The following is a 12,166-nucleotide window of genomic DNA, read 5'->3' on the forward strand; positions in this document are numbered from 1 at the left end:
CTGTGGGCGCGGCCGGCCGCGTCGATGTCCCGCGAGTGCGCGAGGTACACGCGCGTGCGGATCACGGAGTCGACGCCGAGCCCGAACTCGGCGATCGCCTCCAGGGCGCTGCCGAAGGCGGCCCTGGCCTGTTCGTACGGGTCGCCCTCCCCGTACAGGACGTCGCCCTTGAACGCGGTCGTGCCGGCCACCAGGACCCGGTCGCCCGCCGCCACGGCGCGTGCGGACCCGAAGGACTCCTCCCAAGGGCTGTCGCCCCGCACGCGCCGTACGGCTTCGGATGTCATCGGGACACAGCCTCCAGGGCCTCTTCCAGGGTGAACGCCTTCGCGTACAGGGCCTTCCCGACGATGGAGCCCTCGACGCCGAGCGGGACGAGCTCGGCGATGGCCCGCAGGTCGTCGAGCGAGGACACGCCGCCGGAGGCGACCACGGGGCGGTCGGTGACGGCGCAGACGTTCTTCAGCAGTTCCAGGTTGGGGCCCTGGAGGGTGCCGTCCTTGGCGATGTCGGTGACGACGTACCGCGCGCAGCCCTCCTTGTCGAGACGCCCCAGCGTCTCGTAGAGGTCGCCGCCGTCGCGGGTCCAGCCGCGGCCGCGCAGGGTGGTGCCGCGTACGTCGAGGCCGACGGCGATCTTGTCGCCGTGCTCGGCGATGACCTCGGCGACCCATTCGGGGGTCTCCAGGGCGGCGGTGCCGAGGTTGACGCGCGTGCAGCCGGTGGCCAGGGCCGCGGCGAGCGTGTCGTTGTCACGGATGCCGCCGGACAGCTCCACCTTGATGTCCATGGCACCTGCGACCTCGGCGATCAGCGCGCGGTTGTCGCCGGTGCCGAACGCGGCGTCCAGGTCCACCAGGTGCAGCCACTCGGCGCCCGAGCGCTGCCAGGCGAGCGCGGCCTCCAGCGGGGAGCCGTAGGAGGTCTCGGTGCCGGACTCGCCGTGCACGAGGCGGACGGCCTGGCCGTCGCGGACGTCGACGGCGGGGAGGAGTTCGAGCTTGGCCATGTCGCTACAGGGTTCCGATCCAGTTGGTGAGGAGCTGGGATCCGGCGTCGCCGGACTTCTCGGGGTGGAACTGCGTCGCCCACAGGGCGCCGTTCTCCACGGCGGCGACGAACGGTTCGCCGTGGGTGGACCAGGTGACCTTGGGTGCCCGCATCACCGGGTTGTCCACCTGGAGGGACCAGTCGTGGACGGCGTAGGAGTGCACGAAGTAGAAGCGGGCGTCCGCGTCCAGACCGGCGAAGAGTTCGGACCCGGTCGCCGCGTCCACGGTGTTCCAGCCCATGTGGGGCACGATGTCGGCCTGCAGCGGCTCGACCGAGCCGGGCCATTCGTCCATGCCCTCGGTCTCGACGCCGTGCTCGATGCCGCGGGAGAACAGGATCTGCATGCCGACGCAGATGCCCATGACGGGCCGGCCGCCGGACAGCCGGCGGTCGATGATCCAGTCGCCGCGCGCCTCCTTGAGGCCCTTCATGCAGGCCGCGAAGGCGCCGACGCCGGGGACCAGCAGCCCGTCGGCGTTCATGGCGATGTCGAAGTCGCGAGTTATCTCCACGTCGGCGCCGGCGCGCGCGAGGGCCCGCTCGGCGGAGCGGACGTTGCCGAAGCCGTAGTCGAAGACCACGACCCGTTTGGTGGCGCTCATGGTCACATCTCCAGCCGGAGGACGCCCGCGGTCAGGCACATCGCGGCGCCGATGGCGAGCACCGCGATCACCCCCTTGGGCAGCTTCTGCTTGCTGAACGAGACGACGCCGCCGACGAGGAACAGACCGACGACGATCAGTACGGTGGACAGGCCGTTCATGCCTACAGGGCGCCCTTCGTGGAGGGCAGGATGCCCGCCGCACGGGGGTCGCGCTCGGACGCGTACCGCAGGGCCCGGGCCAGCGCCTTGAACTGGCACTCGACGATGTGGTGCGCGTTGCGCCCGTACGGCACGTGCACGTGCAGCGCGACCTGGGCCTGGGCGACGAAGGACTCCAGGATGTGCCGGGTCATCGTGGTGTCGTACTCGCCGATCATCGGCGCCATCTTCTCGGGTTCGGTGTGCACGAGGTAGGGGCGGCCGGACAGGTCGACGGTGACCTGGGCGAGGGACTCGTCCAGCGGAACCGTGCAGTTGCCGAAGCGGTAGATGCCCACCTTGTCGCCGAGGGCCTGCTTGAAGGCGGCGCCGAGGGCGAGGGCGGTGTCCTCGATGGTGTGGTGCGAGTCGATGTGCAGATCGCCCTCGGTCTTCACGGTCAGGTCGAACAGACCGTGCCGGCCGATCTGGTCGAGCATGTGGTCGTAGAAGCCGACCCCGGTGGAGATCTCCGTCTTGCCGGTGCCGTCGAGGTCGATCTCGACGAGAACCGACGTCTCCTTCGTCGTCCGCTGGACGCGTCCTACGCGGCTCATGCGCTCTGCTCCTTCGGGGGTGTGGGGGTGGCCCCCACGTAGCTGACCAGTTCACCGACCGCGTCGAGGAACGCGTCGTTCTCCGCCGGGGTGCCCGCGGAGACCCGCAGCCATCCCGGTACGCCGTTGTCCCGCACCAGGACGCCCCGGTCGAGGATCTTCTGCCAGACCACGTGGGAGTCCGCGAACGTGCCGAACTGGACGAAGTTCGCGTCGGACTCGGTGACGTCGTAGCCGAGGGCGCGCAGTTCGGTGACCAGCCGGTCCCGTTCCCGCTTCAGCTGTTCGACGTACTTCAGCAGCGTATCCGTGTGTTCCAGGGCGGCCAGCGCGGTCGCCTGGGTGACGGCGGACAGGTGGTAGGGCAGGCGGACGAGCTGCACGGCGTCCACGACGGCCGGGTGTGCCGCGAGGTAGCCGAGGCGCAGTCCTGCCGCGCCGAACGCCTTCGACATGGTGCGGGAGACGACGAGGTTCGGGCGGCCCTCGATCAGCGGCAGCAGGGAGTCGCCGTGGCTGAACTCGATGTAGGCCTCGTCCACGACCACCATCGACGGTCCGGCCGCCTGCGCGGCCTCGTACAGGGCGAGAACGGTCTCGGCGGGGACCGCGGTGCCGGTGGGGTTGTTGGGGGTGGTGACGAAGACGACGTCCGGGCGGTGCTCGGCGATCGCCTTCTCGGCGGCGGGCAGGCCGATGGTGAAGTCCTCGTCCCGGGGGCCGGAGACCCATTCGGTGCCGGTGCCGCGCGCGATGAGTCCGTGCATCGAGTACGACGGCTCGAAGCCGATGGCCGTGCGGCCGGGCCCGCCGAAGGTCTGCAGCAGTTGCTGGATGACCTCGTTGGAGCCGTTGGCGGCCCAGACGTTCTCGGGGCCGACGGGGTGGCCGCCGGTCTTCGTCAGGTATTCGGCCAGCCGGGTGCGCAGCTCGACCGCGTCCCGGTCGGGGTAGCGGTTGAGGTGGCGGGCGGCCTGGCGGACCCGCTCGGCGATCCGCTCGACCAGCGGTTCGGGCAGCGGGTAGGGGTTCTCGTTGGTGTTCAGCCGTACCGGGACGTCCAGCTGGGGCGCGCCGTAGGGGGACTTGCCGCGCAGCTCGTCGCGTACGGGGAGGTCGTCGATGGTGACGTTCACGGGGTCGGTGGCGTTGATGGCGTTCACTTGCTCTCGGGTACCTTCCAGCCGAACCGGGCCTTGATCGCCGCGCCGTGCGCGGGCAGGTCCTCCGCCTCGGCGAGCGTGACCACGTGGTGCGCGACGTCGGCCAGCGCGTCCTCGGTGTAGTCGACGATGTGGATGCCGCGCAGGAAGGACTGGACGGACAGGCCCGAGGAGTGGCAGGCGCAGCCGCCGGTGGGCAGGACGTGGTTGGAGCCGGCCGCGTAGTCGCCCAGGGAGACCGGGGACCAGGGGCCGACGAAGATCGCGCCGGCGTTGCGTACCCGGCCGGCGAGCGCGGCGGCGTCGGCGGTCTGGATCTCCAGGTGCTCGGCGCCGTAGGCGTCGACCACGCGCAGGCCCTCCTCGATGCCGTCGACCAGGACGATCGCGGACTGCCGGCCGGCGAGCGCGGGGGCGATCCGGTCCTCGACGTGCCGGGAGGCGGCGACCTGGGGGGCCAGCTCCTTCTCCACGGCGTCCGCGAGACCGGCGGAGTCGGTGACCAGGACGGCGGCGGCCAGCGGGTCGTGCTCGGCCTGGCTGATCAGGTCGGAGGCGACGTGGACCGGGTCGGCCGTGTCGTCGGCGAGGATCGCGATCTCGGTCGGTCCCGCCTCGGCGTCGATGCCGATGCGGCCGGTGAAGTAGCGCTTGGCGGCGGCGACCCAGATGTTGCCGGGGCCGGTGACCATGGGGGCGGGCGGGCAGGACTCCGTGCCGTACGCGAACATGGCGACGGCGGTGGCGCCGCCCGCGGCGTACACCTCGTCGACGCCGAGCAGGGCGCACGCGGCGAGGATCGTCGGGTGCGGCAGTCCGCCGAACTCCTTCTGCGCCGGGGAGGCGAGGGCGATCGACTCGACGCCGGCCTCCTGGGCCGGGACCACGTTCATGATCACGGAGGACGGGTACACGGACCGTCCGCCGGGCGCGTACAGGCCCACGCGGTCGACCGGCACCCACTTCTCGGTGACGGTGCCGCCGGGGACGACCTGGGTGACGTGGGTCTCGCGGCGCTGGGCGCGGTGCACGAGCCGGGCGCGCCGGATGGACTCCTCCAGGGCCGCGCGCACGGCCGGGTCCAGCTTCTCCAGCGCGTCGGCGAGCGCCCGCGCCGGGACCCGGACGGATTCCAGACGCACGCCGTCGAACCGTTCGGCGAAGTCGATCAGCGCCGCGTCGCCCCGATGGTGCACGTCCTCGCAGATGGGCCGCACCTTCTCGAGGGCGGCCGCGACGTCGAAGTCGGCTCGGGGCAGCAGGTCGCGCAGGGCGGGACCCTCGGGGAGGGTGTCGCCGCGCAGATCGATTCGGGAGATCACGTGCTCAATTCTCTCAGACCCGCCCCCGACGCCGTGCGAGCGTTCCAATGGCTGATACGCGGCCCTCCCGGTAACCCATTGTGCACACCCGGAAGATCCTCCTTACTTTCTGTGTTCGACATGTCACCCGGTGGGCATGAACCGTTGTACGCATACGAGTTGTACGAAGTGACGAACCCACGAGTACCTGGGGAAGGAGGGAGGACCGTGACCGAGGGGGAGGGACGACGCCCCGGCGAGGTGCCGGCCGACCTGACGGCGCCGGAGGCCGGCATGTGGCAGGCCTTCCGCAACGGCAGTGTGTACGACCTGAGCAGCGGGGACTCCGCCGTCGACGATCCGCACGGAGGGCATCCGTGGGGGCCCGAGCGGACCGTCCGGGCGCGGGTCGTGTGCTGGCTCCTGCTGGACGGCCCGCCCGCGCTGGCCGGCCGGGTCTCCTCGCTGAAGCTGGCCGGGGTGCTGATCAGCGGCGCGCTGGACCTCGCGGGCGGCACGGTGATGCCGTACGTGGAGATGCGCGACTGCCGTTTCGAGGGGGACGTGCTGCTGCCGGAGGCCCGCTTCACGACGGTGCGGCTGGTGGACTGCTCGGTGCCGCGGCTGGAGGCGGCCCGGCTGCAGACCGAGGGCGATCTGCATCTGCCGCGCTGCCGGTTCCTGAGGGGCATACGGCTGACCGACGCCCGGATCGGTACGGACCTGATGCTCAACCAGGCGGTCGTGCACCGCGACCGCAGCGGCCGGTCGATAGCCGCGGACGGCATGACGATCGGCCAGGACCTCCAGGCCGAGCTCCTGGAGTCGCACGGTGAGCTGAGCTTACGCAGCGCGACGATAGGCGTCTCGGTGAATCTGCGCGGGGCCCGGCTGGTCAACCCGTCCGCCCGGCTCGCGTTGAACGCGCCGCAGCTGACCGTCGAGCGGTCGCTGTACCTGACGCCCGCCGGGGTCGGCACCCAGGCGCGGAGCGGGATGACACCGGCGCGCGGGACACGGATCCAGCGGTTCGAGTGCCAGGGCGGGGTGCGGCTGGACGACGGGCGGTTCGGCGACGCGGTCGACTTCGAGCGGGCCCGGTTCACCCTGACCGACGATCAGGAGCTTTCGCTGCGCCGGGTGCAGACGCCGGAGCTCCGGTTCCTCGGGGAGCGGCCGGTCCGCGGGCGGGTGGCGCTGTCCGGGGCGCGGGTGGTCAACCTGATGGACCGGGCGGACAGCTGGCCGGGGCCGGGCCGGCTGCACATGGGCGGCTTCGCCTACGAGAACCTCGTGCCGCGCGGGCCGTTCCCGCTGGCGGAGCGGCTGGAGTGGGTGGCCGCGGCGAGCGCCGAGTACACCCCGGAGCCGTACGAGCGGCTGGCCGCCGTGCTGCGGGCGGGCGGCGAGGAGGAGGACGCCCGCGAGGTGCTGCTCGCCAAGCAGCGCCGGCGCCGCGAGGGCCTGCCCCTGGCGGCCAAGCTGTGGGGCTACGCGCAGGACTGGACGGTCGCCTACGGCTACCGGCCGGGGCGGGCCGCGGTGTGGATGGCCGTGCTGTGGGCGGGCGGTTCGCTGGCGTTCGCGCACGCGTACCATCCGCCGATCAAGAGTGGCGAGCATCCGGCGTGGGACCCGTCCCTCTTCGCCCTGGACCTGCTGCTGCCGGTGATCGACCTGGGCCAGGTGGGGTTCTGGCAACTGCGCGGCGGCTGGCAGTGGCTCGCGGCCGCCTTCATCCTGCTCGGCTGGATTCTCGCCACGACGGTGGCGGCGGGCGCGACCCGGACCCTGCGCCGCGGCTGACCGGCCCGTCCCGGCCCCTGACCGTCCTCCGCCCAGCGTCTGAGCAGCGACAACGGGTGCCTTTCCGGCCCCGGAGGGCTCGCCTCCTTTTTACCCGGCCTTGAACGAACGGCGTACAACCTTCCGCGACTTCCGTGAAGGGTCTGGCGCCGCTGTGACCTGCGGTCTTTCAATGGTCGACACCATGGCTCTGCTGCACACGTTCACCCGTGCGTCCCGGGTGCGAGAGAAGTCGGGCGCCGCCCGGCCCGGCGTCCTCGTGCTGCCCGCGGACGCCGAGGTGCTGCTCGACGCCCCCGACGAGGTGCTCGGTCCGGTCCTGGTCGGGGCCGCGGCCGGCGACCCCGCGCCCGCCGCCGGCCTGCTCGCCGCCACCCGGCATCGCGGGGCGTGGGAGCACCGCGACCGGTATGTGCGGCAGCTGGCCGTCTTCGCCCGTTCGCGCCCCGAGTGGCTGGACACCTGGCGCGCCCACGACCCGCACAGCCCCGACGGGCTGCTCGTGGACGCCCAGCGGGCGGTGCACCGCGCCTGGGACTCACCGGCCCGTGCCGAACTGCTGCGCGAGGTGACCCCGTTGATCACGGCCGCCGCGCGGGCCGACCACCGCGACCCGGTGCCGTGGCGGCTCGCCCTGGACCACGCCCGCGGCGCCCGGGCCGGGCACCAGTACTTCCAGGAGCTGTGGGAGGCCGCGGTCCGCCGCGCCCCGCACCACTACGGCTGCCACGTGGCGGCCCTGCGCTACCTGTCGTCCTCCTGGCACGGCGCGCACCTCGAGTGCTTCGACTTCGCCGACCAGGCCGCGCAGGACGCGCCGGACGGCTCGCTCACCCAGGCCCTGCCGCTGCGGGCGGCCTTCGGTTACCTCACCGACGGGGGCGGCGCCGAGGTGCCGCGCGAGCGGCTCGACGCGGCGGCCGACCGCGCTCTGGCCCTGTCCGCCCGGCTTCCGGCGGCCCACCCCCGGCCGGCCTGCCTGCGCAACCTTCTGGCGTACGTCCTGCTGCGTCTGGAGCGCCGGCCGGAGGCCCTGGAGCAACTGCGGCTCACCGGCCCGTACGCCACCTCCACGCCCTGGGACCGGGAAGCGGAGGACCCCCTCGGCCGGTTCCTGGAGGTGCGCCGGGGCCTGTACGAGGCGGTGGCCGCCGGTCCCGCCGCGGCCTCCCCCGCGGGCTCCCGGCATCCACGGAGTGAACGGGGCCGCCGGGCCCGGTCCGGCGACCATTAGGCTTTCACGTCGTGACCACCGCCCGGCTCCCGCTCTTTCCCCTGAACTCGGTGCTGTTCCCCGGGCTCGTGCTTCCGCTGAACATCTTCGAGGAGCGCTATCGCGCCATGATGCGCGAGCTTCTGAAGACACCGGAGGACGAGCCGCGCCGGTTCGCCGTCGTGACGATCCGCGACGGCCACGAGGTCGCCCCGAGCGCCCCCGGCATCCCGGACCCGACGGCCGTACCCGAGCTGGGTCCCGCGGCGGGCTTCGGCACCGACCCGCTCCGGTCCTTCCACAAGGTGGGCTGTGTGGCCGACGCGGCGACGATCCGGGAGCGGGCCGACGGCACCTTCGAGGTGCTGGCGACGGGGACGACGCGGGCGCGGCTGCTGTCGGTCGACGCCTCCGGGCCGTTCCTGACGGCCGAGCTGGAGCCGGTGCTCGAGGCGCCCGGCGAGGAGGCGGGGGCGCTCGCCGAGGGGGTGCTGCGGGCGTTCCGCCAGTACCAGAAGCGACTGGCGGGGGCGCGGGAGCGGTCGCTGGCGACCGGCGCGGAACTGCCGGACGAGCCGGGGGTCGTGTCCTATCTGGTCGCCGCCGCGATGATGCTCGACACGCCGACGAAGCAGCGTCTGCTCCAGGCGCCGGACACGGCGTCCCGGCTCCGCGACGAGCTGAAACTCCTTCGCGCGGAGACGGCCATCATCCGCAATCTGCCGTCGCTGCCGGCGGCGGAACTGACCCGCGGGCCGACGCACCTCAACTGACGTACGACCGTACGACTTCCCGGAGCGGGACGGGAACGGGACCGGGCACAGGGACGGGAGCAGGGCCGGGATGGCGAAGAAACCGAAGAAACAGCAGCAGTCGGGCGGCACGCCCGCGACGGTGGCACTCACCGCGGCCGGGGTGCCGTTCACGGTCCACTCCTACGACCACGACCCCGCCCACCCGTCCTACGGCGAGGAGGCGGCCGAGGCGATGGGTGTCTCCCCCGACCGGGTCTTCAAGACGCTGGTGGCGGACGTCGACGGCGCGCTGACGGTGGCGGTGGTCCCGGTGGCGGGGCAGCTGGACCTGAAGGGCCTGGCGGCGGCGGTCGGCGGCAAACGGGCCGCGATGGCCGACCCCGCCCTGGCGGAACGCACCACGGGCTACGTCCGGGGCGGCATCTCTCCCCTCGGCCAGCGCAAGCGGCTGCGTACGGTGCTGGACGACTCGGCCGGCCTGCACGAGACGGTCTGCGTCTCGGCCGGCCGCCGCGGTCTGGAGGTCGAGCTCTCTCCCGCCGACCTGGCCGAACTGACCTCGGCGGTACTCGCCCCGATCGGGCGTGCCTGAACCCTGGGGTCCGTCCGGCGGATCGTGCCGAAGACGCGGGGCCCGGCACGCGCATCCGCCGTGTTGTCGCCACTCGCCGACTCCTCCGCTCGCCCCGGCCGGACGGATACCGTCGGTCACCTCCGGCCCGACCCGCCGGACAGACCCTGGACGGACTCCGCCTTTTCGGTTAAGCAGAAGAGGCATGTCGAAGAGAACGCGCAAACGCAAGTGGCGTACCAGGAAGGGCCGCGCGAACCATGGCAGGCGCCCGGCCTGACACCCCCACCGGACCGGAGCCGTAGGGCCTGCCCGGCGGGCAGGCCCTACGGCTTCGAGAATCCGCCGTGCGGCGGCTGCGGGACGTACGGGTCGGCCGGCGGGTAGGGGTCGGGGTCGCGGGGGCCGAACAGCGCGGTCAGGCCCAGGTGGACGACCAGCCCGGCGAACGGCCAGGCCAGCAGTGCCCCTTTGGCGCTCAGCTTCAGCGGCGCGTCGAACGTCACGCCCTTGCCGACGTCCCTCGCCTGGGCGATGACGTCCTGCGCGGGCCCGAGCCACACCCCGAGCCGCCACGCCAGCAGCGATCCGAGCAGCCCGCCGACCCCGAGCGCCACCACCAGCGGCACACCCCCGTGCCGCCGCACGAGGAACACGGCGAGCGCGCTCACCGCGCCGAACGCCAGCGCGAGCAGCACGAACGTCCCGTCCACGCCGATGGCCTGCTCGCCCTCGGTGTCCTTGAGGTAGACGACCCAGCTGTCGCCCGTGACGTCGCCCACCAGCGGGACCCGCGGCGCCAGCCACCACCACAGCACCCCGAGCAGCACCCCGCCGAGCGCCACCGCCACCGCGGTCACCGCGGCCTCACGCAGTTCCGTCTTCATCCCGGGGCCGTCCTGTTCGTACCAGCCGTAGCCTGCCCGGTCACCGTGCCGAACAGGCCCGGCCGCGGCGTCCGAGGCGGACCCGTCGGCCGGGGCGGACCCGTCGGCGGAGGCGGCGGCCACCTGCCCGGCGGACGGTGACTGCCACCCGCCCTGCGGGGAGTGCTCATGCGGAGACGGTGGTGGTGTCAGAGGTGCGCTCACCCTGACATCGTGCCAGGCCCGGCTGTGCGGCGTGACACGGACAGGTCACCGACGGGACACCGTACGGATCAGCGGACGGCGGCCCTGCGGTACGCCCAGGCCGCCACGGCCAGCGAGAGCACGCCGACCACCCCGCACACGGCGAGGTCGCCGAGGACCAGCGCCCAGTCGGGATGCGGCGCGAAGGTCCGCGCGAGGGCCTCGACGCCGTACGTCGACGGCAGCAGGTCCCGGACGACGCGTACCGCCTCCGGCATCCGCTCCGCCGGCAGCACACCCAGCAGCAGCGCCGCCGACATGCCGAGCTGGCCGAGCAGCGTGGCGAACTCGGGCCGCGGCGCGAGCAGCCCCAGGGCGGCTCCCAGCCCGGCGAGCGCGGCACCCGACAGCGGGATCACGGCGGCCAGCACCCACAGGTGCGTCAGCGGCAGCCCGAACAGCACGCATCCGAAGGCCGCCGTCACCACGGTCCCCGGGACGGTGAACGAGGCGTAGGCGCCGGCCACGCCCAGCACCACCGCGGCCGGCGGCACCGGCAGCGTCGCGTAGTGGTCGAGCCCGCCGCTGGCCCGCAGCTGTCCGAAGTACTGCGCGAGCAGGTTGAGCGCGACGAAGGCGACGACCAGGACGGCCGATCCGGCCACCACCGCCCGCGCCTCCGAGCCGCCGTCCACGACCCCGCGCATCAGGATCATGATCCCGACGGACTGGAAGGTCGCCACGAACAGCAGCGGGATCCGCGCCACCCGCGCCCGGGAGAGCTGCGCCCGGTACACGGCCGCCAGCGAGGGCCACAGCCGCGCCCGGGGGCCGAGCACGGCGGGTTCCGGCGCGGTCTCCTCCGCGGCCAGGACGGCGCCCGGCAGGACATCGGCGGGTACGACACTCACGTCGCGCTGCTCCCCTTCGCTCGGAGGTTCGCCCGGATCCACTCCGGCAGTCGTCCTGTTCTGTTCTGTTCGGATACGGCGCTGTTCCGTACGGATACGGCGCCCGGTGCACTCAGGGGTCCGCTGTTCATGCCTTCACCAGCCCCTGCCGCACGGCACCGCCCAGCGCCAGGTACACGTCCTCCAGAGTGGGCGTGGTGAGCGTGAAGTCGTCCAGGGCGGCGAAGGCGGCGCCGCCGGTGACGGTGGCGACGACGGCGCGGGCCTCCTCCGGCCCGAGCCGCAGCGTCCAGCGGCGGCCGGACTCGACGGCGCGGTCCTGGAGCGCGGCGACCTCCGGCACGTGCAGGGGGGCCGTCTCGCGCCACACCAGGTCGACCCGGACCTCGCCCGCGACCTGCTCCTTCAGCCCGGACGGGCTGTCGCAGGCGATCACCCGGCCCCGGTCGAGCACGGCGACCCGGTCGAGCACGGTCTCGGCCTCGATGACGTTGTGGGTGACCAGCAGCACGGTGGCGCCCTGCTCGGCCCGGCGCCGGTCGACGGCGGACCACACGGCGCGCCGCGCGATCGGGTCCATGCCGACGGTGGGTTCGTCGAGCACCAGCAGAGGCCGCTCGCCGACCAGCGAGGCGGCGAAGCAGGCCAGCCGGCGCTGGCCGCCGGACAGCTTCTTCAGGGGGCGCGCGGCGAGCGGGGTGAGCCCGAGTTCGTCGAGGACGTCGTCCCGCTCCGCGCACGCCCGCTTCGCGTCGAGGCCGCGCAGCCGCGCGGTGGTCTCGACGGCGAGCGACACGGTCAGCTCGTCGAGGGCGGTGGACTCCTGCCCGAGGTAGGCGAGGATCCGCGCGGCCCGCTCGGGGTGGCGCACGATGTCGTGGCCGAGGATCCGGACGCTGCCGCGGTCGGGCCGCATCAGTCCGGTGAGCTGGCGTACGAGGGTGGACTTGCCGGCGCCGTTCGG

At 73.2% G+C, this 12,166-nt stretch carries 14 protein-coding genes; 4 read left to right on the forward strand and 10 right to left on the reverse strand.

Annotation, left to right across the window (positions count from 1 at the left end):
* The 7 genes from AOK11_RS36235 to hisD form a co-directional block, all read right to left on the reverse strand.
* On the reverse strand, positions 1-287 hold a 287-nt coding region (locus tag AOK11_RS36235; protein WP_055597881.1), incomplete at its 3' end, for a Rid family hydrolase.
* A complete protein-coding gene (gene priA / locus AOK11_RS36240; protein WP_055597882.1) occupies positions 284-1,009 on the reverse strand; it encodes a bifunctional 1-(5-phosphoribosyl)-5-((5-phosphoribosylamino)methylideneamino)imidazole-4-carboxamide isomerase/phosphoribosylanthranilate isomerase PriA in 726 nt (241 codons plus the stop codon). The genes AOK11_RS36235 and priA, both read right to left, overlap by 4 nt.
* Positions 1,010-1,013: 4 nt before the next feature.
* On the reverse strand, positions 1,014-1,655 hold the full coding sequence (gene hisH / locus AOK11_RS36245) for an imidazole glycerol phosphate synthase subunit HisH (RefSeq protein WP_055597883.1): 642 nt from the start codon (positions 1,653-1,655) through the stop codon (positions 1,014-1,016).
* 2 nt (positions 1,656-1,657) lie between these two features.
* Positions 1,658-1,816, reverse strand: coding sequence for a hypothetical protein (locus tag AOK11_RS43680; RefSeq protein WP_055597884.1), 159 nt, complete (start codon positions 1,814-1,816; stop codon positions 1,658-1,660).
* A 2-nt stretch (positions 1,817-1,818) separates the two neighbouring features.
* Positions 1,819-2,412 (reverse strand): imidazoleglycerol-phosphate dehydratase HisB, encoded by a 594-nt coding sequence (gene hisB, locus AOK11_RS36255; protein WP_055571490.1) that lies wholly within the window; start codon positions 2,410-2,412, stop codon positions 1,819-1,821.
* The gene (locus AOK11_RS36260) at positions 2,409-3,548 is read right to left on the reverse strand and encodes a histidinol-phosphate transaminase (RefSeq protein ID WP_055597892.1); all 1,140 of its coding nucleotides are present in this window, start codon (positions 3,546-3,548) and stop codon (positions 2,409-2,411) included. The genes hisB and AOK11_RS36260 overlap by 4 nt, the downstream gene beginning before the upstream one ends.
* A 23-nt stretch (positions 3,549-3,571) precedes the next feature.
* Positions 3,572-4,897, reverse strand: a complete 1,326-nt coding sequence (gene hisD, locus AOK11_RS36265) for a histidinol dehydrogenase (protein WP_055597885.1) — start codon at positions 4,895-4,897, stop codon at positions 3,572-3,574.
* Between the two features lie 207 nt (positions 4,898-5,104).
* Here hisD and AOK11_RS36270 point away from each other — a divergent pair, with 207 nt between their 5' ends.
* The 4 genes from AOK11_RS36270 (at position 5,105) to ybaK (ending at position 9,242) form a co-directional block, all read left to right on the forward strand.
* Positions 5,105-6,682, forward strand: coding sequence for a hypothetical protein (locus tag AOK11_RS36270; RefSeq protein ID WP_055597886.1), 1,578 nt, complete (start codon positions 5,105-5,107; stop codon positions 6,680-6,682).
* Between the two features lie 172 nt (positions 6,683-6,854).
* Complete coding sequence (locus tag AOK11_RS36275) at positions 6,855-7,916, forward strand: hypothetical protein (protein ID WP_055597887.1); 1,062 nt, start codon at positions 6,855-6,857, stop codon at positions 7,914-7,916.
* 11 nt (positions 7,917-7,927) lie between these two features.
* Entirely contained in the window at positions 7,928-8,668 is a 741-nt protein-coding gene (locus AOK11_RS36280) for an LON peptidase substrate-binding domain-containing protein (protein ID WP_055597888.1), read from the forward strand.
* 70 nt (positions 8,669-8,738) lie between these two features.
* Positions 8,739-9,242, forward strand: coding sequence for a Cys-tRNA(Pro) deacylase (gene ybaK, locus AOK11_RS36285; RefSeq protein WP_055597889.1), 504 nt, complete (start codon positions 8,739-8,741; stop codon positions 9,240-9,242).
* A 305-nt stretch (positions 9,243-9,547) separates the two neighbouring features.
* Here ybaK and AOK11_RS36290 read toward each other — a convergent pair whose 3' ends face one another.
* The 3 genes from AOK11_RS36290 to AOK11_RS36300 all read right to left on the reverse strand — a co-directional run.
* Positions 9,548-10,312: a hypothetical protein gene (locus tag AOK11_RS36290; RefSeq protein WP_055597890.1), complete on the reverse strand. Its 765-nt coding sequence runs from the start codon at positions 10,310-10,312 to the stop codon at positions 9,548-9,550.
* Positions 10,313-10,380: 68 nt separating this feature from the next.
* Positions 10,381-11,202, reverse strand: a complete 822-nt coding sequence (locus AOK11_RS36295; RefSeq protein WP_055597893.1) for an ABC transporter permease — start codon at positions 11,200-11,202, stop codon at positions 10,381-10,383.
* A gap of 127 nt (positions 11,203-11,329) precedes the next feature.
* Positions 11,330-12,166, reverse strand: an 837-nt coding sequence (locus AOK11_RS36300) for an ABC transporter ATP-binding protein (RefSeq protein WP_055597891.1), incomplete at its 5' end; no start/stop codon positions are given.

The sequence above is a fragment of the Streptomyces hirsutus genome (genome assembly GCF_001418415.1).
Classification (GTDB): Bacteria; Actinomycetota; Actinomycetes; order Streptomycetales; family Streptomycetaceae; genus Streptomyces; species Streptomyces hirsutus.